Origin of the sequence: Streptomyces sp. NPDC058000 (assembly GCF_042886435.1) — a bacterium.
Classification (GTDB): domain Bacteria; phylum Actinomycetota; class Actinomycetes; order Streptomycetales; family Streptomycetaceae; genus Streptomyces.
In genome coordinates this window covers 233,300-257,052 of sequence record NZ_JBHVQS010000002.1, presented here as the reverse complement: position 1 = coordinate 257,052, position 23,753 = coordinate 233,300, and the positions used below count along the sequence as shown (strand labels likewise).

15 protein-coding genes are annotated in these 23,753 nt (G+C 72.8%); 8 read left to right on the top strand and 7 right to left on the bottom strand.

The window, feature by feature from the left end:
- Window positions 1-155 precede the first annotated feature (155 nt).
- Window positions 156-1,823, top strand: coding sequence for a DUF885 domain-containing protein (locus ACFVT2_RS03930; RefSeq protein WP_390011763.1), 1,668 nt, complete (start codon window positions 156-158; stop codon window positions 1,821-1,823).
- A 96-nt stretch (window positions 1,824-1,919) separates the two neighbouring features.
- Here ACFVT2_RS03930 and ACFVT2_RS03925 read toward each other — a convergent pair whose 3' ends face one another.
- Both ACFVT2_RS03925 and ACFVT2_RS03920 read right to left on the bottom strand, forming a co-directional pair.
- Entirely contained in the window at window positions 1,920-7,919 is a 6,000-nt protein-coding gene (locus tag ACFVT2_RS03925; protein ID WP_390011761.1) for an aminotransferase class III-fold pyridoxal phosphate-dependent enzyme, read from the bottom strand.
- Window positions 7,916-9,955: an AMP-binding protein gene (locus ACFVT2_RS03920; RefSeq protein WP_390011759.1), complete on the bottom strand. Its 2,040-nt coding sequence runs from the start codon at window positions 9,953-9,955 to the stop codon at window positions 7,916-7,918. The genes ACFVT2_RS03925 and ACFVT2_RS03920 overlap by 4 nt, the downstream gene beginning before the upstream one ends.
- 385 nt (window positions 9,956-10,340) lie before the next feature.
- Between ACFVT2_RS03920 and ACFVT2_RS03915 the strand changes: the two genes are divergently transcribed.
- Window positions 10,341-12,200, top strand: a complete 1,860-nt coding sequence (locus ACFVT2_RS03915; RefSeq protein ID WP_390011757.1) for an amino acid adenylation domain-containing protein — start codon at window positions 10,341-10,343, stop codon at window positions 12,198-12,200.
- Here the strand turns inward: ACFVT2_RS03915 and ACFVT2_RS03910 are convergent.
- The 3 genes from ACFVT2_RS03910 to ACFVT2_RS03900 form a co-directional block, all read right to left on the bottom strand.
- Window positions 12,169-12,858, bottom strand: coding sequence for a LuxR C-terminal-related transcriptional regulator (locus tag ACFVT2_RS03910; RefSeq protein ID WP_390011754.1), 690 nt, complete (start codon window positions 12,856-12,858; stop codon window positions 12,169-12,171). The genes ACFVT2_RS03915 and ACFVT2_RS03910 overlap by 32 nt on opposite strands.
- Window positions 12,859-13,330: 472 nt before the next feature.
- On the bottom strand, window positions 13,331-14,566 hold the full coding sequence (locus tag ACFVT2_RS03905; protein ID WP_390011751.1) for a SpoIIE family protein phosphatase: 1,236 nt from the start codon (window positions 14,564-14,566) through the stop codon (window positions 13,331-13,333).
- A 95-nt stretch (window positions 14,567-14,661) separates the two neighbouring features.
- Entirely contained in the window at window positions 14,662-15,591 is a 930-nt protein-coding gene (locus tag ACFVT2_RS03900; RefSeq protein WP_390011749.1) for a zinc-binding dehydrogenase, read from the bottom strand.
- A gap of 107 nt (window positions 15,592-15,698) precedes the next feature.
- On the opposite strand from ACFVT2_RS03900, the gene ACFVT2_RS03895 reads away from it, so the two are divergent.
- From ACFVT2_RS03895 to ACFVT2_RS03885, 3 genes are all read left to right on the top strand, one after another.
- Window positions 15,699-16,358, top strand: coding sequence for a TetR/AcrR family transcriptional regulator (locus ACFVT2_RS03895; RefSeq protein WP_390011746.1), 660 nt, complete (start codon window positions 15,699-15,701; stop codon window positions 16,356-16,358).
- Between the two features lie 162 nt (window positions 16,359-16,520).
- Window positions 16,521-17,453, top strand: a complete 933-nt coding sequence (locus tag ACFVT2_RS03890) for a LysR family transcriptional regulator (protein WP_390011743.1) — start codon at window positions 16,521-16,523, stop codon at window positions 17,451-17,453.
- 200 nt (window positions 17,454-17,653) lie between these two features.
- A complete protein-coding gene (locus tag ACFVT2_RS03885) occupies window positions 17,654-18,244 on the top strand; it encodes a MarR family winged helix-turn-helix transcriptional regulator (protein WP_390011740.1) in 591 nt (196 codons plus the stop codon).
- 46 nt (window positions 18,245-18,290) lie between these two features.
- Here ACFVT2_RS03885 and ACFVT2_RS03880 read toward each other — a convergent pair whose 3' ends face one another.
- Window positions 18,291-19,721 (bottom strand): glutamate-cysteine ligase family protein, encoded by a 1,431-nt coding sequence (locus tag ACFVT2_RS03880; RefSeq protein WP_390011738.1) that lies wholly within the window; start codon window positions 19,719-19,721, stop codon window positions 18,291-18,293.
- 415 nt (window positions 19,722-20,136) lie between these two features.
- On the opposite strand from ACFVT2_RS03880, the gene argJ reads away from it, so the two are divergent.
- Complete coding sequence (argJ, locus tag ACFVT2_RS03875; RefSeq protein WP_390011735.1) at window positions 20,137-21,327, top strand: bifunctional glutamate N-acetyltransferase/amino-acid acetyltransferase ArgJ; 1,191 nt, start codon at window positions 20,137-20,139, stop codon at window positions 21,325-21,327.
- Window positions 21,324-22,190 (top strand): arginase family protein, encoded by an 867-nt coding sequence (locus tag ACFVT2_RS03870; protein WP_390011732.1) that lies wholly within the window; start codon window positions 21,324-21,326, stop codon window positions 22,188-22,190. The genes argJ and ACFVT2_RS03870 overlap by 4 nt, the downstream gene beginning before the upstream one ends.
- Before the next feature lie 41 nt (window positions 22,191-22,231).
- Here ACFVT2_RS03870 and ACFVT2_RS03865 read toward each other — a convergent pair whose 3' ends face one another.
- The gene (locus tag ACFVT2_RS03865) at window positions 22,232-23,122 is read right to left on the bottom strand and encodes an MBL fold metallo-hydrolase (RefSeq protein ID WP_390011729.1); all 891 of its coding nucleotides are present in this window, start codon (window positions 23,120-23,122) and stop codon (window positions 22,232-22,234) included.
- A gap of 170 nt (window positions 23,123-23,292) precedes the next feature.
- Between ACFVT2_RS03865 and ACFVT2_RS03860 the strand changes: the two genes are divergently transcribed.
- Window positions 23,293-23,742 (top strand): MarR family winged helix-turn-helix transcriptional regulator, encoded by a 450-nt coding sequence (locus ACFVT2_RS03860; protein ID WP_390011726.1) that lies wholly within the window; start codon window positions 23,293-23,295, stop codon window positions 23,740-23,742.
- Window positions 23,743-23,753 lie beyond the last annotated feature (11 nt).

Here is a 23,753-nt window from a genome sequence, read left to right as displayed (position 1 = left end):
CCAAGGTGCTGGTCATCCGCTGCCGGGCAGCGGATACCCTCGGCTCACTACCCGATGTTCCCGACTCTACGGAGCGGTATTCCGCCTGCCCCGGGAGGACCAGCGTGGGATTGCATTCCCCGAATGACAGTGATGCGTGCACCACTCCCGGAGAGGTGCACAGAATATGCGACGCGTATGTGGTCGACTACGCGAAACTCGATCCGATCATGGCCAGCTATCTCGGTGTCCCGGGAAATGAGCGGGAGTTGACGGATTTCTCGCCGGCCGGATACGAGGCGCGCGCCGACCTGAGCGCCCGGGCCCTCCGCCGGGTCGAGGCCGCCACTCCCGCCGACGAGGCCGAGACCGTCGCCCGGGCCGTCTTCCTCGAACGCCATCGGCTGCTCCAGGAGGAGCACGCCGCCGGACTCGACCTGGCGGCCCTGAACGTGACGTTCAGCCCCGTCCAGCACCTGCGGGAAGTGTTCGACCTGATGCCCGCCGACGCACCGGAGCACTGGGCGGCCGTGGCGGACCGGCTGGCGCAGGTGCCCGTCGCGCTGACCGGGCTGCGCGCCTCCTTGCTGACCGCGGTGGACCGCGGCACGGCGCCGGCCGTGCGGCAGGTGCGGCAGGTGGCCGAACAGTGCGCGCGCTGGGCGGGGTTGCGCGGCGAACCGTCGTACTTCACCACGGTGACTGCCCCCGCGGCGGCGCACGGGCTGTCCGGCCCGCTGCGCACCGCCCTGGAGACCGGGGCGCGGGACGCCGCCGAGGGGTACGCGGACTTCGCCGGCTTCCTCCGCGACCGGCTCGCGCCCCGGGCACCGGAGCGGGACGCCGTCGGCGCCGACACCTACCGGCTGAAATCCCGGTCCTGCACGGGCGCCCGGCTCGATCCGCACGAGACCTACGCCTGGGGGTGGGCGGAGTTCCTCCGCATCGAGGAGGAGCTGCGGCAGGTCGCCGGACGCATCCGCAGCGGGGCGACTCCGGCCGAGGCCGCCGCACTGCTCGACGACGACCCCCGCTACCAGGTGCACGGCCAGGACGGGCTGCGGGCGTGGATGCAGGAGCTGTCGGACCGGGCACTGCACCGGTTGCGCGGTACCGAGTTCGACATCCCCGACGAGCTGATGACGCTCAGCTGCCGGATCGCGCCGTCCGGTGGCGGCGTCGGCGCCTACTACAACGGCCCCAGCCAGGACTTCGGCCGGCCCGGCACCATGTGGTGGTCGGTCCCGCGCGACCGTGCGGTGTTCGCCACCTGGCGGGAGACCACCACCGTGTACCACGAGGGCGTGCCCGGCCACCACCTCCAGATCGGCACCGCCGTGCACCGCGCGGACCGCCTCAACTCCTACCAGCGGCTGTTGTGTTGGGTGCCGGGGCACGGCGAGGGCTGGGCCCTGTACGCCGAACGTCTGATGCGCGAACTGGGCCACCTCGACGACGAGGGCGATCTGCTGGGCATGCTCGGCGCGCAGTTGTTCCGGGCCGCCCGCGTCGTGGTGGACGTGGGCATGCACCTCCAGTTGCGGATTCCGGCCGGCTGCGGCTTCCACGGGGGCGCGCGCTGGACCCCTGCCCTGGGCCTGGAGTTCCTGCTGACGCGGACCCTCGCCGACCCCCACCAGGCCCGGGACGAGATCGACCGGTACCTCGGCTGGCCGGGGCAGGCCCCCGCGTACAAGATCGGCGAGCGGCTGTGGCTGGCCGCCCGGGACGAGGCGCGCGCCCGGCACGGTCACGCCTTCGACCTCAAGGCGTTCCACCGGCGGGCCCTGGAACTGGGCTCCATGGGCCTGGACACGCTGCGCGCACAACTCGCCGCAGCCTGACCGGTACCGGTACCGGTACCAGGACCAGGACCGATACCGGCCGCGGCCGGGGCGGGCGCGATGCACCACCACGCCCGCCCCGGCCCCCCGCTCGGCTCATTCCACCGCGGTGTCGTCGATGATCCGGCGCAGCGCCGCGCACCACTGCGTCCACAGCCGCTCCACGTCCCCGGCGGGCACGTGGTCCCGGTGCATGATGTCGACCAGGACACCGCCCTCGACGGGGATGACGTCGAAGAAGAGGTCGAACTTGGCCTCCGCCACCTCCGGCAACCGGAGCTCGCCGGTGACCGCGCCCAACTTCACCGTGGGGACGGCCGGGTTGAGATCGAAGACCACGGAGGTCACCTCCCGGCGCGTGCGCCAGGCGTCCGGCACGGTGCCCTCCTGCTCCAACGCGTCCAACACGGTGTGCAGCGGGACGTCGGCGTGCCCGAGGTCCTGGGTCAGCAGGTGGCTCGTCCGGTCGTGGTGGGCCCGCACGTCGGCGGCCCCCGCCGTGCTGCGCACCGGCACGTAGCTGACGTAGTGCCCGACCCAGTCCCGCTCCCGCTCGCCGGGCCGCTGATCGACGGGGACCGACACCACCAGGTCGTCCCGGCCGCAGGTGGCGTGCAGCGCCGCCGTGAAGGCGCTGAACGCCACCATGAACGGGGTGCAGCGCAGCGCGGGGCAGCGCGCGGTCACGGCGTCCCACACCTCCTGCTCCAGCTGGAACGTCCGGCGGGTCGGACGGCCGGGCCGGGCGCCGTCCGCGGCCGGGCCGGCGCCCCACAAGGGAGCGGGGGAGTCGGCGAGCCGCCGGCGCCAGTAGCTCACCAGGTCCGTCGACACCGGGCCGGCCGGCAGCGCCACCGGCTGCCGGACGGCGACCTCCGCCGCCGGGTCCACCCCCTCCATCGCCTGCGCGTAGGCGGCGACCAGATCCGTGAGGACCGTGCTCACGGACATCCCGTCGAAGACGAGGTGGTGGGCGGCGATCACCAGGTCGCTGCGGTCCTCGGCGCGCCGCAGCAGCAGGCAGCGGAACAGCGGCCCGGCCTCGAAGACGAACGGCGCGTTCACGAAGGCGTCGACGGCTGCCTTCGCCGCGGCGTCGTCGGCCGCTTCGGCGCACCGCAGCACCTCGTCCGCGGTCTCGACGACGCTCAACTGCGCGCCGTCGGGCGAGCACACGGCGCGCAGGGCCGGATGCCGCTGCCGCACGGCGGCCAGGGCCGTGCCCAGGGCCGCGTCGTCCACCGGGCCGTGCAGTTCGAGCACCACCGCCTCGTTGTAGGCGACCGAGTCCGGTTCCGCGCGCCGGCACAGCGCCCACAGTTCCCGCTGCTGGGCGGACATCGGCCACTGGGCGCGCGGCGGTGCGGGGACCGCGGGCGTCGCCGTCCGGCCGGGCCGGTCCGCGCCGCCCAGGGTGAGGAATTCGGCCTCGTGCAGCGCGTCGAGGTTCCGGTCCACCGCGGCCAGGAACCGCTCGGCGTCGCCGTCGGTGTGTTCGGTGGAGAGGAAGAACGTCCGGCCCTCCCAGACGTACAGACCGTCCGCGAGCAGGCTGTGGTACAGCATTTCCAGGGGGAGCGGCTGGTACAGATTGGAGAGCCCGCCGTACTGGAAGCGCCACAGTGAGCCGAACGTGGCCACGGAGTAGGGGAGTTCGCGCTGCCGGAAGAGGTCGGACAGCGCGCTGGTGAGTCCGGCGGCCCGGTCGTTGACCTCCTGGTAGAGGCGCTCCCCGTGCTCTTCGAGGTGGGTCAGCACGGCCCCGGCCGCGGCGATCGACAGCGGATGCTTCTGGAACGTCCCGCCGAACAGCGTGGTCTCCGCGTACGGTGCGCTGTCGTCACCGTAGGACCAGTCCCCGCCGTCGAGACCGTCCAGCAGCGCCTTCTTCCCGGCGATGGCCGAGATGCCCAGCCCACCGCCCAGGATCTTGCCGTACGTGGCCAGGTCGGGGGTGATGCCGAAGAGGCCCTGCGCACCGCGGATCCCGACCCGGAAGCCGGTGATCATCTCGTCGAAGATCAGAACGGTGCCGGTGGTCGCGGTCAGCTCCCGCAATTGGCGCAGGAACGCCACGGGTTGGGTCACCGGGTTGCGCGCCTGGACCGGCTCGACCAGGACCGCGGCGATCTCGTGGACGTGCGCCCGGAGGTAGTCCAGGGAGGCCGGATCGTCGTACGGCAGCACCACCACGTCGGCCAGCGCACCGCCAGACAGGCCGGGGGAGATCGGGTCGACGCCACCGAACTCCCCGGTGCCCCGCCCGAGCATCCCCTCGGTGATGCCGTGGTACGACTTCTCGAAATAGACCACCTTGGGCCGGCCGGTGGCCAGCCGGGCCAGCCGGACCGCGCCCATCACCGCTTCCGAACCGGTGTTGGTGAACGTCACCCGGTCGTGCCCGGTCACCCGGCAGAACTGCTCGGCGACCCGGTAGGTCAGCTCCTGCTGCGGGCCCAGCGACACCGAGCGGCCCAGCTGCCGGGCGACGGCCTCCTCGACGTACGGCGGGTTGTGGCCGAGGAAGTGCACGCCGAAGCCCAGGCAGTAGTCGGTGTACTCGGCGCCGTCCACGTCCCAGAAGCGGGCGCCGCGGGCCCGCCGCACGGCGATGGGGAAGTTGAGTTCCTTCAGCTCCGGGCGGAAGTTGGCCCAGGTGCGGCTCTCCACCAGGTGCTTGCGGTAGCGGCCGGCGAGCTGCTTCGACCGCGGACTGCGCCCCTCCATCCGCCGGACGATGCCGTCCACGTACTCCTGCTGGCGCCCGGTCAGCCCGCTACCGGCCGCCGCCGCGCCGGGGCGGGCGCCCGCGCGCACGGGTGCCGGCGGCGCCGCCGGGGCGGGGCGCGTGGTCACCGCCGGGGGGCCGGTCTGCGCCGCGGGGAGGGCTGTGGCCGACGGCGTCGGCACCCCCTCCGCCGACTGCCCGAGCAGCGACAACTGCTGCTGCATCAAGGCGAGTTGATCCCGCACCACCTGCTCGACGAGGGGTGTGGTGGGCGCCGTGGCGGGCCGGGGCGCCGCCGGGACGAGGGGCTGCGCGGCCGCCACCGGTGGTACGGGATCCGCCGGGCTCGGGGCCGCGGACTCCTTCGCCAGGGCCGCGGCGAGATCGCCGACCGTCGCGTACGTCTCGAACAGGTCGTGCGCCTTGAACCCGGTGCCGTGCCGTTCGTTGACGGCGGTCACCAGGCGCAGCAACAGAATGCTGTCGGCGCCCAGCTCCAGGAACCGGGCCCCCTGCGCGATGTCCTCCCGCGGATGGCCGAGCACCTGGGAGAGTGCGCCACGGACCTCGTCGACCGCCCAGTCGTGCTGCTCTGTCAAGGGATTCCTCCTGTTGACGCGCGGGGGCGTCGGCTCGTGGTCCGTCGGGGCGGCGCGCTCCTCGTCGGCGCCGGGCCGGTCCGGCAGCGCCCAGTGGCGTGGCCGCTGCCAGGGGTACGCGGGCGTGCCCGGCAGATAGCGGCCCCCGGCGCAGACCGCCTGCCAGTCGATGTGGGCGCCGCGCCCGTACAGTTCGGCGAGTACGGCGCGGGGGCCCGCGGCACCGTCGCCGCGGGGCCGCGCACCGTGCAGCACCTGCGCCGCCGTACCGGCCTCGGCGGCGGTGGCGCGCACCGCGCCCTCCAGGGTCGGACGCGCCCCGATTTCGAGGAAGTTGCCGAAGCCCCAGGTCACCGCCGACCGCACGGCCTGCCGGAAGCGCACCCGCCCGGCGACGCCGTCCGCCCAGTGCCCCGGGTCCCGCCGCGCGGCGTCGAACAGCGCACCGGTGACGGACGAGAAGAACGGCACCGCGCTCGGGCCGGTGGGCCGGCCCGCGCCGGTACCGCGCAGTGCGGCGGCCGCCGGCGCCATGGCGGGGCTGTGGAACGCGAAACCGCCGGGCAGCGGCCGGTGGGAGAACCCGCGGCGCGCCACCTCGTCCGTGAACTCCCGCACCGCGGCCGCCGGCCCGGAGACCACCACGCTGCGGGGCCCGTTCTCCACCGCGACCACCAGCGCGTCCCCGTACCCCGCCAGCAGCGGGGCGACGTCCTCCACCGGCGCCGACACCGACACCATGAGCCCCGCGCCCGACGCGGTCTGCATGGCCGCGCCGCGTGCGAGGACCAGGGCGGTCGCGGCATCGAAGTCCAGCAGCCCGCTGACGTGGGCCGCCGCCGCCTCGCCCGCGCTGTGCCCGAGCACCGCGGCGGGCGCCAGCCCGAACGACTCCCACAGCCGGGCCAGTCCGGTCTGGAGGGTGAACAGCAGGGCCTGTTCGACGTCGGTGCGCCCGGCGGACGGCTCGGCCGCCCCGGCTTCCCGGCCCAGCTCGTCGAGGACGGATACGCCCAGTTCCGCGTCGAAGGCCCGGGCGCAGCGCCGGGCGTGCGCGGCGAACACCGGCTCGGCCAACAGCTCCGCGCCGCTCCCGGCCAGCTGCTGCCCCTGCCCCGAGAAGACGAAGACGGTGTCCCGCCACGGCGCGCCGCCCGTCGTGGGCGAGGCGTCCGGGCCCGGGGCGTCCTGACGGAAGGCGGCCACCTGCCGCCGTAGCTCCGCCCGGTCCCGGCCGGTGAACGCGGCCCGGACCGGGTGGTGCCCGCGGCACACGGCGGCGCTGTGACACAGGTCGCCCAGCGGCTGATCGCCGTCCGGCAGGGCGTCCAGGGCCGTCAGGTAGCGGGCGGCGAGTTCCGCCAGCGGTTCCCGGGCGGCGGCGGAGAGCGGCAGCACGTGCAGCGCGGGCGGTCGGTACGGCTCCCGGGCGGGTTCCGGGGCGGGCTGCTCGACGATGACGTGCGCGTTGGTGCCGCCGAACCCGAAGGAGCTCACCGCGCCGACCCGGGGCCCTGGAGCCCGCCACTCCTCCGTCCGCCGCGCGATGGCCAGGCGGGTGCCGTCCAGCGGCAGCCGCGGGTTCAGGGCGGAGGTGTGCAGCGTCGGCGGCACCTGCCCGGCACCCAGGCACAGCAGGAGCCGGATCAGCCCGGCCATGCCCGCCGCGGCCTCGGTGTGGCCGAGGTTGGACTTGACGGACGTCACCAGGCACGGGTCGGTCGGCTCGCCGGCCCGCCCGTACGTGGCGGCCAGCGCACCGATCTCGATGGGGTCGCCCAGCGGTGTGCCGGAACCGTGCGCCTCCACCAGGCCGATCCGTGCGGGGTCGGTACCGGCATCGGCCAACGCCGCGCGGATGACCGCTTCCTGGGCGGGGCCGTTGGGTGCCGTCAGGCCGTTGCTGCTGCCGTCCTGGTTGACCGCGGAGCCCCGGATCACCCCGAGCACCCGATCGCCGTCGGCGCGCGCCCGGGCCAGTGTCTTGAGCACCACCACCCCGCAGCCGTCGCTGCGGACGAACCCGTCGGCCCCGGCCCCGAAGGAGCGGCACCGGCCGGTCGGCGACATCATGCCCGCCTTGGACACCGACACCCACTGGTCGGGCGCGAGCACCACATTGACACCGCCCGCGAGGGCGAGTCCGCACTCCCCGGCCCGCAGGCTGCGCACGGCGAGGTGCACGGCGACCAGGGAGGAGGAGCAGGCGGTGTCCACCGCCATGCTCGGTCCGGTCATGTCGAAGACGTAGGACAGGCGGTTCGCGGCGATCGAGCTGGCCTGCGCGGTGCTGAAGTGCGCGTCCACGGCCGCCAGGTCCCGGCCCAGCAGCCGGCCGTAGTCACTGCCGCTGATGCCCACGAAGACGCCGCCGCCGGCCAGCAGCGGAGAGCGCCGCGGCACGCCGGCGTCCTCCAACGCCTCGTGTGCCGTCTCCAACAGCAACCGCTGCTGCGGGTCCATCTGCCGGGCCTCGTGCGGTGAGATGCCGAAGAAGCCGGCGTCGAAACGGTCCACGTCCTCGATGCAGCCGGCCCACTTGGTGCTGATCGCACCCGGCTGCTCCGGATCCGGCGCGTACCGGTCGGCGGCCTGCCAGCGGGACCGCGGGATCTCGGCGACGGCGTCCGCCCCCGCCAGCGAGAGCCGCCACAGGTCCTCGGGGCTGCGCACCCCGCCGGGGAAGCGGCAGGCCATCCCGACGACCGCGATGTCGTGCCCGGCCGGGTCGGCGACGGTACCGCCGGCGGTGTCGGGCGCGCTCCTCACTCCGCCCCTCCCAACGCACCCAGTGCGGCGGCGAGTTGGTCGACGGTTGCGTGGTTGAGCACCTGCATCACCGGCACCGGCCGCCCCACCACGGGCTCCAGGGCGGCGGCGAGTTGCTCCGCGCCGATCGAGTTGAGGCCGTAGTGGGAGAAGGACCGGTCGTCGACGATCTCCGCCGGGGCAACGCCGACGATGCGGGAGAGCAGGGTGCGCACCAGCGGCTTGAGGAGGGTGCCGGGCAGCGCGGGCGCGGCGGCGGGTGTGCCGCCGGGGGCCGGGCGGCCCGGGGCGGAACTCAGGGTGGCCAGGGTCGACCGGTCGAACTCCCCGCTCTCCAGGCGGCGTCGGCACTCGCGACGCTGGATCTTGCCGCTGGTGGTCTTCGCCAGCGCGCCCCGGCGCACGATCACCACCTCGGCCGCGGTGATCTGGCAGTCCTCCCAGATGGCGTCCCTGACCTGCTGCGCCAGGGCCTCGGCGCCGATCTCCTTCGCCACCCCGCCGGCCACCTCGACGACGACGGCGAGTCGTTCCTCGCCGTCGCGTTCGAGGGGAAAAGCGGCCGATGCGCCACTGGCGAGGGAGGGGTGGCAGCTCTCGGCCACGTACTCGATGTCCTGCGGGTAGTGGTTGTGCCCCTGGAGGATGATCACGTCCTTCAGGCGTCCGGCGACGAACAGTTCCCCGTCGTACCGGAAACCCAGGTCACCGGTCCGCAGGAAGGCGCCCTCCGCCTCCTGCCCGGCGATCTTGGCCCCGAAGGTCTCCTCGGTGACGTCCGGAAGGTTCCAGTACCCCCCGGTGATGCAGGGGCCCTGCACCCAGATCTCCCCGATCTCGCCGTCGTCGCGGGGCAGCGCCCGCACGGGGTCGACGATCCGCACCCGGGTGCCCGGTTGGGTGACGCCGCAGCTGACGACGGGCGTGGCGTCGGCGCTCTCCGGGGCCATCGGAACGATCCGGTCGCTGGCGAGGGAGCTCGCCGAGACCCACAGGGTCCGCGGTTCCTCCCCGAGGCGCTTGGCCGTCACGATGAGCGTGGTCTCGGCCATGCCGTAGACGGGAGTGGCCACCCGGGGGTCGAACCCCGCGGACTTGAAGGTCTCGGCGAACGTCCGCAGTGTGGCGTCCCGCACCGTTTCGGCGCCGTTGACGGCCACCCGCCAGCTCGACAGGTCGAGTTGGTCCACGTCGTCCGCCGCACTGCGCACGCAGAGGTCGTAACTGAAGTTGGGGCCGCCGCAGTGGGTGCCGCGGAACCGGGAGAGGGCTTCGAGGAGCCGCCGGGGGCGGCGGATGAAGGACTCCGGCGCCATGAGGTAGGCGGGCGTGCCGAGCCACAGCGGGTTGACGACGCTGAACACCAGGCCGAGGTCGTGGAAGAAGGGCGCCCACGAGACGAGGACGCCGTCGCTCCCGATGGCCAGGGCGTCGTTCATCTCGGACGACTGCCGGGCGAAGTTGTCGTGCGAGACCATGACGCCCTTGGGCTGCCCCGTGGAGCCGGAGGTGAACTGGAGCAGCGCCAGGTCGCTCCCCGAGACCTCGATCGGAGTCCAGTCGTCGGCCGCCGACCCGTCGGCGGCGTCGGTCTCGATCCACTGGAGGTCACGCAGTTCCGCCGCGTCCGGGAAGCGCTCCAGCAGCTCCTGGTGGCCGGTGCGGGTGGTGAGCACCGTGGTCGTCCCGGCGGCCCGGGCCACCGGCAGCAGCCGCCGCAGGTCGTGGTTGCTGCGCGGGAACTTGACCGGGCCGCCCGCGACACCGGCGTACAGGCAGCCGGCGAAGGCGCGGACGAACTCCAGGTCGTGGGGATGGGCCAGCAGCACGTTGGTGCCGGCGAGCCCCGCGTTCCGGAGCTGGACGGCGCGGGCTCGCGCCGCCCGGTCCAGTGCGCCGCAGGTGAGGCTCTCCGCCGCCTCCTCACCGTTGCGCAGGAACGTGTAGAGAACGTCGTCCGGGTTCCGCTCGGCACGACGCCGCAGGGCCTCCACCAGATTCCCGGGAGATGTATCGGGATGGCTCGCCGCATTCATTCCAGTGTCTTCCCCTCGCCGGTCACACCAGGAGGCGCCTGGCCGGAGTTCCGTGCACTCCTTACCAACGGGTTCTCCCAGAAGTTCACGATGTACCGCGAGGATCTTTGACGCGGTTCCCGGCCAGCGTCAATGTCGGACCTCCCTATTCATGGCCGACCCGGCACCTCCGCATATCCGGGCATCTTCGTTGGTACTTCGCCGCCCGCCCGGAAGTAGCCGAACAACTCCGGAAAATAACACGCCACTTGACCCGCTTTCCGGCCCGCCCATAACCTGCCCGAAGTTGACCGCTCGCCGGTCGATGCACTCTTCGACGCATCTGATACGGGCCATTGCCCAGGTGCGTGCATATCCCCGATGCCACCAGAACGGAGCGTGCGGCGTGGGCATCTCCACACACCAGCAGATGGACTTCACGAACCGAATCCGCAAAGGCGACGACCGCCCCGCCATCATTTCCGACGGCGAAATCCTGTCGTACGGCCAACTGCGCGACCGCATCGACCATTACGCCGATGTCCTCGCCTTCACCGGCGCCGAGGCGGGCACGACGGTGGCGCTCAGCCTGGAACGCGGACCGGACGCGGTGGCGGCGATGCTGGCGACGGTGGAGACCGGTGCCGCCTTCGTCTGGCTGGACGGCGCCCAGCCGGCCGCCCGGAACCGCACCGTGCTGGCCGATTCCGGGGCCGGATGCCTGGTGACCGACGCCGGCGGCCGCGGGGACGGTATGGTCCGCGACCTCGCCGGACCGGACCTCGCCGTGGTGCAGATCGACGGGACCGCGACCGCCGCCGTCGAGCGCCTGGGCCGACGCCGCCAGTCCGGGGCCGTCCCCGAGGACACCGCCGTGATCGTCTACACGTCGGGCTCGACCGGCACGCCGAAAGGCATCGTCCAGCGACGCGCCAATATCGATGAGTTCACCCGCTGGTTCACGGCGGAAGTCGGCATGACCGAACGGTCGAAGGTGCTCCAATGGGCACAGTTCGTCTACGACGCCTCCTATGTGGAGATCTTCTCCGCCATCGGTACCGGCGCGACGCTGGTGATGCCGCCGCCGTCCGTCAAGGCCGATGTGCACCTCGTACTCGACTGGATACGACGCCATGACGTGACCCATATTCAGACCGCACCGAGCCTGTATCGCGCGCTTTTCGACGCGGTGACGGCCACGGACGGGCACGCCACCCTGGACGCCTTGCGCGGTATCACCATCGCCGGCGAAGCCCTGTCGCCGGCGCTCGCGCAGGAGGCACGGCGGGTCTTCCCACGGGCCGACCTCTTCAACATGTACGGACCGGCCGAATGCATTCTGGCGACCTACCACCGCATCACGGAAAGCCCCGACGATTCCCGAACGGTGCCCATAGGAATTCCGCTGCCCGGCCGTGAAGTGCTGCTGTGCCACGAGGACGGCACCCTCGTACCGGACGGCGACATCGGAGAAATACGCGTCCGCAGCCGTTTCTTGGTGCACGGATATCTCCATCGCCCCGCCGAGACCGAGCGCGCCTTCCTCCCGGATCCGCACGACGCACCGGGCTACCGCGTCTACCGCACCGGCGACCTCGCCGCCCGACGGCCCGACGGCACCCTCGTCTTCGAAGGCCGGATCGACGACCAGGTGAAGATCCGCGGTGTCCGGGTGGAGCTAGGCGAGATCGAGGTGGCCGTGGCGGAGCTCCCCGGCGTCCTGCACGCCGCGGTCATCCCGGTGACCGGCGACACCGGCGACCGGCAGCTGCACGCCTACGTCCAGCCGAGGGAACAAGGCACGCTTTCCCCCGCGGAGTTGAGGTCCGCACTGGCGGCCCGCCTCCCGCACACCATGGTGCCCGCCCGGTTCGTGCTGATCGACGCGATGCCACTGACGGTCTCCGGCAAGGTGGACAAGCGCACCCTGAAGGCCACCGCCCAGGACGCGACCACCACGGACCGGGCGTCGGACGCCCGGTCCGCCGAACTCTCCGCCACACAGCGGAAGGTGGCCGACATCTGGTCCCACGTCCTGGGCGTCGCCGCGGACGGTCAGGAGGGGGACTTCTTCGCCCTGGGCGGTGACTCCCTGAAGGTGCCGAGGGTACGGAGGGCGGTGGCCGAGGTCTTCGGACTCGACGTACCGCTGGCGGTCTTCTACGAGTACCCCGGCATCGAGCAGCTCGCCCAGCACCTGGACGCACTGCTGACGGCCGACCGCCCAGGGGCCGTCACGGGTTCCGCGGGCGCTCCGCGTCCGTGAACGAACGCAGCGGGACGAGGCCGAGCCGGCAGGCGGTCAAAGCCACTTCCACGCGGTTGCGCACCTTGAGCTTGGCCATGATCACCGAGACGTACGACTTGACGGTGTTCTCGGCGACGCCGAGGCGCCGGGAGATCTCCCGGTTCGACAGTCCGCCGCCGATGCCGCGGACCACGTGCAGCTCCCGTTCGTTGAGTTCGGCCAACTCCGCGGACAGGCCGGCCGAGCCGTCGTTCGGCAGGAGGGTGAAACCGGAGAAGAGGCGGCGGATCACCGAGCCCGCGAGGAAGGTGTCCCCTTCGGCGACCGAGCGGATGGCCGTCGAGAGGATCCAGTCCGGGGAGTCCTTGAGCACGTATCCGGTGACGCCGCCCCGCATGGCGCTCAACAGGAGGTCGTCGGTGTGCCGTTCCACCATGACCATCATGCGGGTGGGCCATCGCCGCGGTCCGGCCCGGTGCACGACGCTGCTCACTTCGTGCCACCCCTTGGGCGGGAGCGACGCATCCATCAGGAGCACATCGGGCCGCTCCCTCGCCACCAGGTCCAACGCCCCCGAAGAGTCTTCGGCCACGCCGACCACCTGGATCTCCTTGCCCCGTTCCAACAGCGCGCCGATTCCGACGCGGGCGAACTCCTGATGGTCGGCGATGGCCACCCTGACGGGTTTCTCCCGGCGGATCTCCGGACGGACGTGGGATTCGGCAAGTACCACAGCGAACCTTTCTCGTGCCCGCGACTGCGAGGGGGAGGTGGGCAGGGCCAGTCCGTGAGCGCGACCGGGACCGGCAGCCCACCGTCGTCAACGCACTGCACGGTGCGTGGCGCGGCACGGGTGGGGGAGAGGGGACGGGGCGCCGGACGACGTGCTGGGGAGGGGGCACGGCGTCGCGTTCCGATGCGTCGGGGACGCGGCGGACATCGGGCACGCGTGAGACATCAGACCGTCCTTGCCGTGTGATCCGGTGTGGCACGAGCTCCGGCCCCTCAACTTTCATGCGGCGCTGTGATGTTGTCCAAGACCTGTTGGTCATCGGTCGCATAATCTCCGGGCATAGGCCCCATACGCGGTTCTGTCCCCCCGCGGCGGGCGCGACGCGGGGCGGCGGCTACGAGTGGCTGCCCGCGGGTCAGAGGCGGACGACGACGAGGGCGACGTCGTCCCGGGCGCCGCCCGCCACGCCGAGCCGGGCGAGCAGGGCGTCGGCCAGCCGCTGGGGGCTGAGGTGGCTCATGGTGGACAGCGCGTCGGTGAGCTGGCCCAGACCGGCGTCGATGTCCTCGCCCCGCCGCTCGATGAGGCCGTCGGTGTACAGCACGAGGGTGTCACCGGTGCGGTAGGAAGTGCCGGCCTGCGGGCGGGGCACGTGCTCGGGCCGGGCCCCCAACGGCGGGTCGGTGGCCTGGTCCAGCAGCTGGTGGGTGCCCTGGGCGCCGAGCAGCACGGGAGGCGGATGGCCGGCGCTGGAGTAGACGATCAGCTTCGAGCGGGTGTCGATCAAGACGCTGACCGCGGTCGTCGCCAGGGCACCGTCCACCGAGCGGGCGTACAGGCCCAGTACCTCCAGCGCCTGTGCGGGCCCGGACACCGCCCGACTGGCCGCGGACAGCGCACTGCGCAGCATGCCCATGACGGTGGCGGCCTCCAGGCCGTGACCGACCACGTCGCCGACGGCGACCGAGAAGCGACCGTCGGCCAGGTCGACGGTGTCGTACCAGTCGCCGCACACGTTCAGCGAGCCGACCGCCGGCAGGTAACGCACCGCGACGTCCCCGTGCCGGGCCAGGTCGGGGGAGTGCAGCATCGCCTCCTGCAAGGTGACGGCGACCTGGCGCTCCCGGGCGTGCGCGGCCCGCAGCTCGTCGTTGAGCCGTTGCAGTTCACGGGCCCGGACGTACAGCTCGGCCTCCATGCTCTGCGCCCGCTCGGCCAAGGGGCGGGGGCCGTGGAGCCGGCGGGTACGCACGAAATCGGTGACGTCCTCCACCCGGTGGATGATGTAGGCCACCTGCCCGTCCGGTCCGTGCACCGGCGTGTTGACCGGTGACCACCAGCGTTCCTCGAAGCCCCCGGGCCGGTTGAGCACCGGGATGTCGTACCGCTGCACCGGCATGGTGTCCGTCCGGCCGGTGGCCAGCACCCGTTCCAGGGAGGCGCGCAGGTTGCGCACCCCGTCGGCCAAGCTGTCCGTGGGGTTGTCCGGGAACGCGGTGAACAGGTGCTGCCCCACCAGTTCCTCGCAGGAACGGCCGGTGGCCCGGCAGTACGCGTCATTGACGTCGACGACCACCAGGTCCGTACCCAGCACCAGGTACGGGCTCGGCGTGGCGACGAACAGCGCCCGGTAGTCGATGTCCGACCTCACGTACGCGCCTCCAGAGCGGGACGCCCCTCCTCAGCCACCACGCTACGCACCACCGGCCCGCCCCGCCCACCGGCTCGGCTCCGGAGCCGCCCGGCTCAGCCGATGTCCAGGACGGCCTTGCCGTGCAGCCGCCGGCCGAGCAGGGCGTCGAGGGCGCCGGCGGCGTCGTCCCAGGTGCCGCGCCAGGCGAGGTGCGGGGTGAGCTCGCCGGCCGCGACCCGGTCGGCGAGCCATGTCAGGTCGCGGGCGAGTCCGGTGCAGCCGAGCAGGAAGAACGTGGTGAGGGAACGGTCGTGCCGCCCCTGGTCGCCGAAGAGCGCCCCGTAGGGGAAGGACTCGTCCGCATGGGCGGAGTGCCCGACCGCGACCAACGTGCCGCCTTCGGCCAACCGCTCGTAGGCGTCGACGAGTTGCGGTCCCCCCACGAGGTCGACGACGCCGTCCACGGCGGCCGCGAGCTGCCGGGGGTCGGCCACCACCTCGTGCGCGCCGAGGTCGCGCAGGCCCGCACCGTGCCGTTCCGGGGAGCCGGTGGAGGCGGTGACGTGCGCTCCGCCGCGTCGGGCGAGCTGGACCGCGTAGCGGCCGGTGCCGCCGGTGGCGCCGGTGATCAGGACGCGTCGTCCCAGGAGGGGGCCGAGGCGGTGCAGGGCGCGCAGTGCGGTGGTGCCGGCCACCGGGATGGTGCTGAGCGCTCCGGGGTCGGCGCCGTCGGGTACCACTCCCATCAAGTCGGTGTCCACGGCGCGGAGTTCGGCCCAGCCCCCACCCGGTCCGAGGGTCACCACGGGCGTGCCGGCGGCCGGGCCGGAACCGTCGGCCGCCGCGCGCTCGACCACCCCGGCCGCGTCCCATCCCAGGACGGTGCCGTTGGCGGCCTGCTGGAGGCCGGTGCTCACCTCGCCGTAGTTGAGGGAGGTCGCCGCCACCCGTACCAGGGCCTGGTGCGGCGCGGGTTCGGGCTCGGGGGCCCGGCCGAGCCGGAGGCCGGTGGAGGTGGAGCGGTCGACGAGCAGAGCACGCATGGCGCGGTGCACCCTTCGCGAGACGACGGGAACCAGTGATCCCCAGTTATGCCACTGAGTGGCATAAGCTCGCAAGTGGCATTCACCCCTCGGGTACGCTGTCCGGCATGGGCACCCCACCTCCACCGCTCGACGCCGCAGACCGCCTGCCGCTGCGCGAACGCAAGAAGCTGCGGACCCGGGAAGCCCTGGTCAACACCGCCCTGGAACTCTTCACCGAGCGCGGCTTCCACCGCGTGACGCTCGACGAGCTCTGCGATGCGGTGGACACCTCCAAGCGCACCTTCTTCCGGCACTTCACCAGCAAGGAAGACGTCGCCATGGCGCCGCTCCAGGACCTCTGGCGGGCCTTCCTGGCCGACCTGGAGACCTGCGAGCCCACCGGCGGACCGCTCATGGAACTGCTCCAGGAGGCGCTGCTCACCGCACTGGACGGGACGCCCGCCGCCGACTGGCCGCAACGCGTTCGCCTCAGCCGCCGGCTGGCCGCCCAGAACCCGTCCATGGACGCGCACGGCCTGCGCTTCTGCCAGGACACCAGCCGCGCCGCAGTCCACGTCCTCCACCGCCGCTTCGGCCTCCCCGCCGCGGACGACCTCCGCCCCCGGCTCGCCGTCGACCTGCTCGTCGCCGCCTTCCACTGCGCACTGGACAGCTGGACGTCGCTGCCCGGCGACCCCACCCGCAGCGACCTGGCCACCCACCTCCGCGATGCCAGCGCGGCCCTCCCCGAGGCCCTGACCCTGACGACCGCCCCGGCCCCCTGACCGCTCCGCCCGCCCCGCCCGCCCTTCTTGCCGTCACCCGGCCCGGATCCGGCCGCGGTCGAGGGGCGGGATCCCGGGTGAGCGCGGCACGGGTGTGCATGAGCGCCACGAGCGGGACCAGTCCCATGGTGAGGATCACGAACAACCAAGGAAAGGTCGACGATGGATCTCCTGCAGCTGCGCTACTTCCAGGTCGTGGCCCGGTACGAACACGTCAGCCGGGCCGCGGAGGAACTACGGGTCGCCCAGCCCTCGCTCAGCCGCGCCATCGCCCGACTGGAGACCGAGGTGGGCACACCGCTCTTCGACCGGCGGGGCCGCCGCATCCGGCTCAACCAGTACGGCATGACGTTCCTGCGCCACGTCGAGCGCGCACTGAGCGAACTCGACGACGGACGACGGGCGTTGCTCGAAGCCCGTGACCAGGTCCTGGGCAGGGTCTCCGTCGCCGCCGAGACCCTGCTGACCCTCACCCACCTCCTGGGCGCCTTCCGCGCCGCCTACCCCCGCGCTGAGGTACGGCTCTTCCAAGCGACCGCGGAGGAGATGGAGCGCCGACTGCGCGCCAGGGAGGTCGACTTCTGCATCGCGTCCCAGCCGCTGACCGGTCCGAACCTCCACATCGTCGAGCTGGCACGCGAGGAAGTGCTGCTCGCCGTGCCGCTCGGGCACCCGCTGGCCGACCGGGACCGGGTGACCATCCCGGAGCTCGCCGACGAACCCTTCGTCACCACCCGCATCGGGACCTGGCCCCGCGCCCTACTGGAGCGCCTCTTCGCCGCGGAGGGCCTCACGCCGAAGCTGTCCTGCGAGGGCGACGAGCCGGGTGCCAGCGGAGACCTGGTCAGCGCCGGCCTGGGCATCGGCCTCGTGCCGGCCATGTCCCGCCGGCTCGCCACCCGCCACCAGGGCGCCTGGGTGCGCGTCGACGCCCCCCACTGTCACCGGACCCTGACCCTGGTCTGGCACGAGGACGCCTACGCGTCCGCGGCCGCCCTGAAGTTCCGGGACTTCGTCACCAGTCGGCCCTTCATGTCGCACTGGCTCCCGGAACCGGGGGAGGGGACGGGCACGGGGACGGACGGAACGGCGTGACGGCGGCGTCCCTCCGCCCCCGAGCGGGGCGGAGGGGAGCGCGACCGTCGCCTCCGTGACGGAAGGGGCCACGAGTCGGGCCGGCAACTGGTCGAGCCCGTCCTCCCGGCGTGTGGTTCGCCGATTTGTCATGATTACTGCGTATATTTTGGCTCCGAACGGTCTCGTGCCCGCACCGCGGGGCACGGTGTGCATCGCCGATGGAGGAGGGTTCCGTGCTGGGCCAGCGTTCCGTTGAGGAGGTCGGGAGACTGGTCGAGGTGAAGCTCGGCGGCCTTCCGGTGCACTACGAGCAGATGGCGGTGGTCGCGGGCGTTCACCGCGCGGCCTCGGCCGTACGGCAGCACGTCGAGAACTCCGTGCTGCGCGGCCCGGACCTGACGTGGACCGCGTTCGTGGTGCTCTGGGTGGTGTGGATCCGGGGCGAGTCGGAGACCCGGCACGTGGCCGAGGAGGTCGGGATCTCCAAGGGGACCCTCACCGGTGTCGTCCGGACCCTGGAGTCCCGGGGGTTGCTACGGCGCGCCGACCACCCCGACGACGGCAGGCTGGTGTTGCTCCGCCTGACGGCGGAGGGCGAGGCCCTGATGTGCCGGGTCGTGCCCGAGTTCAACGCCGAGGAGGCGTTCGTCACCGGGCAGCTCGACGGTGCGGAGTGCCGGTGCGTGGCGGAGCTGCTCCGCCGGGTCGTGGTGCAGGTCGAAACCCACGGCGAGGAACGGCGGTTGAGTCTGCTCGGTGGGGCCGAGCCGGCGCCGCGGCGTAGTGGGCGGCGCCGGTCGAAGGGGTGAGGTGGGGCGGCGGGGCCGGAGTCGGCGGCGTCGTGGTCGGGTGGTGTCAGGGGGTGTGGCCGAAGGCGTCGAGGAGGCGGGGGACGCCGCCGTCGCGGAACGCCGCCAGCATGCGGTCGGCGGGGGTCTCGCGCCGCGCCAGGCGGGTGAACAGCGGCGCGAGGTAGGTCTCTTCCCCGGCGCCGCGGGCGCGTAGGCCGTCGGCGGCGAGTTCCAGGAGCTCCCGGATACGGGCGAGCGAGGCGGGGTCCTCCGCGCCGAGTCCGTGTTTGCTGGCACGGACCCACAGGGTGCGCCAGTCGTCCCAGGGGACCTTGTGCAGCAGTGCCTCGGCCTCGTCGAGCCGTTCCACGAGCCCGAGGGTCAGGGCCGCGGCGACGCCTTCCTCTCCCTGCGGGGCGACGCCGCTGGTGCGGTTCTCCACGTAGCAGTTGACCGCGTGCTCCTCGAAGTACGGCCCGATCCGGCCCTGGGTGAGGGCGGCGCGGACGTCGTCGAGGTGGGTGCCGGGGTCGAAGCCGTAGTGCAACTTGGCGGCCGGCCAGCCGTATTGGTGGATGCGGTCGAGCATGTTCCGCTCGGGGGCGACCATGATCCGTTCGCCGGTGACCTGTCGGGCCGGGACCGGCTCCGGGGACAGCAGGAAGTCCCGGAACGACGCGCCGCCCAGCACCTCGCAGCCGCCGCTCTTGCGGTTGGTGAGGAAGTAGATGTGGGAGGCCCAGTAGTGCTCGATGTACGCCCCGATGTCGGGGTAGGGGGCCGCCGGAATGGCGTTGGAGGTGTACCGCGCCTCTTCGGCCGGAACCCTCCCGCTCCGTTCGTGCCACACCCAGTTCCGGGTCTCCTTCCACGGCTGGATCCGGCCCCGGGCGATCGGCGAACCGGCCGTGAGGGCCGTGAAGACCCCGGCGAAGCCGCTGAGGACGTTCACCGCGCGGGCCGCCTCGTGCGGTGTGACGTCGACCGACACCTGGTGGGAGGCGATCGGGACGAACCAGTGGTGGAAGTGCCAGCGCCGGGCCAGCAGCAGGTACCAGTCCTTCCGGGTCTTGCGGGCGGAGTCGAACCAGGTGTGGGGCTGGATGCCGGCGCTGAGCACGGTGTGGCCGAGGGGGTCGAGGGCCTGGCGGAGATCGCGCAGGACGGTGTGGGCGGCCGTCACCGCCTGGCCGACGGTCTCCGCGGGGGCCAGGGACAGCTCGACGGTGCAGATGCCGGTGTCGGTGTTCACGTGGTCCGCGTACTCCCCGTGGGGCCGGGTCACGCCGAGGGTGATGCCGGTGATCTCTTCCCGGGCGAGGGTCCACGAGGCGTTCCGGGCGGCGAATGCGGGCCACAGCTTCGCCGCCGTGGCGCGGTCCATGCCCCGGCCGGTGGCGCGTGACACGACCGGGAATTCGAGTTCGAGACCGATGCGCCGGCGGGGTGCGGGGGCGGTGGCCGCACCGTCCCGGCCGGGGGCGGGCCGGCTCATCCGAGCGGGCGCGTGTCGAGGGTGCGCGACGGGCAACTCGCCGCGGGTCCCTGCCCGTTGATGGGGTGATGGCCGGTGGGTGGGGTGGGGGCGCAGGCTTCGGTCGGTAAGGACGGGGCGGTGGAATGCGGCGACGTGAGCGGCGGCACGTGGGGCATGGGCTGGAATACCTTTCCTCGCCTGGTGGCCTGCTCGACTGCGCGACACAGGGCCCCTTGCCCGGGGTGAAGGACGCTGCGCGGAGCGGGGAGGGCGTCGGGGCGGTTGATTCATGTTCCGGGCCGGCTCGCCGCAAACCTGATCACTTTCGTATGCGCCGCATCGGGCCATCGTGCGGAAGTGGCGTGTGCCCGGACCTGACGCGGGGGGCGAAAAGCGCTGGACAGCCCGCCAACTCCCTGCAAAAGTATTCCGCATGACGCATGATTATTCTCCCGGTGGTGCGGATCTCGTATGGCCGGTCGGCTTCCGGGCCTTCACCGGGCACGGCGGACTGCGGGACCACGGCGACGACATCTCGATCGTGGCCTCGGACCGCCCGGCCGTCAGTGCCGCGATGTTCACCAAGAGCCTCTTCGCCGGGCCCGCGGTGGTCCTCAGCCGTGCCCACGCCGCCGGGCGGAGGCTGCGCGCCGTGGTCACCCTGGCGCAGAACGCCAATGTCGCCACCGGCCGGCAAGGCGCCGAGCACGCCGCCGAAGTGGTCGGCCGGGTCGCCGGGATCCTGGACGTCCCGGAGGGCGAGGTGCTCATCGGGTCCACCGGCGTCATCGGGCGCCCGCTGCCCATGGACACCATCCGGGCGCACTTCGACCGGACCGCGCAGCGCGGCACCGACGCCTTCACCGCGGCACCGTCGGACGTGGCGCGGGCCATGATGACCACCGACACCCGCCCGAAGACCGCCGTCCGCACGGTCGGCGGCGCCCGGATCGTCGGCATCGCCAAGGGCGTCGGCATGCTGGAGCCGAACATGGCCACGATGCTGGCCTACGTCGTCACCGATGCCGCGCTCACGGCGGCGGACCTGGACCGAGCGCTGCGGACGGCCGTCGACACGACGTTCAACTGCCTGAGCGTGGACACCGACACCTCCACCTCCGACACCGTGGCGGTGCTCGCCAACGGCGCGGCCGGCCCGGTCGATCCGGCGGAGTTCGCCGCGGCCCTCGCCGACCTGTGCCTGGACCTCACCCACCAACTCGCCAGTGACGGCGAGGGCGCCACCAAGCTCCTACGGGTCACCGTCACCGAGGCGGGCGACGCCCCGCAGGCCAAGCGGATCGCCAAGAGCGTCGTCAACTCGCCCCTGGTCAAGACCGCCGTGCACGGCGCGGACCCCAACTGGGGGCGGGTCCTGATGGCCATCGGCAAGAACACCGAGGACCGCGACATCGTGCCGCACCGCGTCACCGTCGCCTTCGGCGACACCGAGGTCTACCCGGCCGAGCCGACCCCGGACCTACTCGCGGAACTCACCGCCGCGATGCGCCGCAGCGAGGTCGACATCACCATCACCCTCGGTCTCGGGGACGGTGCGGCGACCGTGTTCGGCTGCGACCTGTCCGCCGGCTACGTCCGGATCAACGCGGACTACACGACATGACCCGCACCGCCCACCGCCCCGGCCGGCTGCTGGTCGTCCCCCAGTGGCAGGGGTCCGCGGCCGACGCGCCGCAACGGGTGGCGGACGGTGCGCACCGCCTGAGTGCGTTGCTGCCCGCGACCCGGCGCACGGTCGTCGCCGTCAGCCCCCGACCGGGCCGCACCGGGGACGGCGTGCGTCATCTCGACGTCCTGACGGCCTCGTTGCGGGCCACCAGGGAAGCCCTGGCCGGTTGGGGAGAGGGGCCGCTGCGGACGGTCGGCGGTGACTGCGGGATCGAAATCGGGCCGGTGTCCCACGCGGTGGCCCGCCACGGGGACGACCTCGCCGTCGTCTGGTTCGACGCCCACGCCGACCTCAACACCCCGGCCACCTCACCCTCCGGCGGCTTCCACGGCATGGTGTTGCGCACCCTGCTGGGACACGGCCCGACGGCGCTGCTGCCCGCGCCGGACGGACGCCTGGCCGCCCGGCGGCTGGTCCTCGCCGGGGTGCGCGCGCTCGACGCCGAGGAGCGGCGGTTCCTCGCCGTCGCCCGCATCCCGGCGCTGCCGGTCACGGCCCTCGACGATCCGGCTTGGCTGGTCGCGACCGTGGCCGCCACCGGCGCCCGGCACGTCTACGTCCATCTGGACCTGGACGTGCTGGACCCCGGCCATTTCACCGGCCTGTCCTGCCCGGAGTCGGGGGGCCTGCACCCCGACCGACTGGCGGACGCCCTGACGGCGCTCGCCGACGGCTTCTCGCTCGCCGGGGTCGGGATCACCGAATACGCGCCGGCCACTGCCGTTCCCGCGACGGTGGAACCCGCCGCGGCGGAGGGCGTGTTGCGCCGGCTGTTCGCGGGCCCGGCCTTCCGTTAGCCGGCCGCCGGCCCGGTGAGCCGGGCGGCGGGGACCCCGGATCAGGCGTCGAGTGGGCGCCAGGCGGGACCGTCACCACCCGGCCGGACCTGCCCGAACACCACGTCGGCGAAGTGGATGCCGAAGCCGATGGTGTCCGGTTCCCGGAGTTCGGCGACCAGCCGGCGGCGGGCGTCGGCGGCCAGGGCGGGGTCGTGGTCCGGGGCCGCGGACCACTCCGGATGGTCGACCTGGATCGGCGAGTGCAGGGCGTCGCCGAAGGCGATCAACCGCCGGCCGCCCGCGGTGATCTCGTAGACGGCGTGCCCGGGCGTGTGGCCGAGGAGGAACCGTATCCGCACGCCGGGGAAGACCTCCTCGCCGTCCGCCACGGTCCGGACGTACGGCGCGAGTGCCGTCAGGACCTCCGGACCGGTGCCGTGCGCTTCGAGCAGGTCGCGATGGGTCCACTCGGGCTCGGCGACCAGGTAGTCGGCGTGCGCGAAGGCGGGGCGGTCGCTGCCGGGGGCGGGATGCCAGGCCCAGCCGACGTGGTCGGTGTGGAGGTGGGTGAAGGCCACCGCCTCGATGTCGGCCGGCGGGCGGCCGAGGGCGGCGAGGTTGTCCAGCAGTGCGCCGCCGTGCAGGGCGCCGTGCGCGTTGCCGGGTTCGGCCGGGAACGACTGCGGCCCGACGCCGGCGTCGATCAGCAGCGCGCGGTCGCCGCGCTCCACCAGGAGGCCGCCCACGCCCGCCACCAGATTCCCGGTGGCGTCCAGGTACGCGGGGTGCGCGGCCCAGGTCTCGTCGGTGGTGTCCGGCAGCCAGCGGCGCGGGATCAACTGCACCGCGCCGTCCGGTACGTACGTCACCTTGGTCTCGCCGAGCCGCAGCGATCGGAGGATGGCCGGTCGATGCAGTCGTTCGTCCTTGCTCGGTGCGGCAGTGCTCATGGTCGCGGTCCCTCCGAAAGGCGAGGTGGGCAGGGGTGTTGGGGCGCTCCGCACGGTGGCGGGGCGCCGGTGCCTCCCCGGGAGTGGGGCGGCACCGCCACCATAAGCATCTAGTTTGAATCATTCAAGCTCGGAATATTTAGGCTAGCTGCACTTGGTACGATGGCCGTATGACGACGAACCCGGAAGCGCGGGCCCTCGCGGAGCGCCAGCTGTGCGGCCTGGTGAACGGGTTGGCCCAGCAGATCGCCGACCACGTCCGCCGACGCGCGGCCACGCTGGGCCTCACCGCACCCCAGGCCACCGCGCTGCGCGAACTGAGCGGGCCGATGTCGATGCGGGAACTCGCCGAACGGATGAGCTGCGAGCCCTCCAACGCCACCTTCGTCGTCGACAAACTCGAAAAGCAGCAGTTGATCGAGCGCCGACCGCACCCCACCGACCGCCGCGCCAAGCAACTGGTCCTCACCCCGCAGGGCACCGAACTCCGCGCACGCCTGCTCACGCTCCTCAACGCGGAATCCCCCCTCGCCGGCCTGACCCAGGCGGAACAGGACGCGCTGCAAAGCCTGTTGGCGCGAGCCGTGGCGCACCCTCCGGAGTCGCCGGCACGGGGGTGACGCGGGGGTGA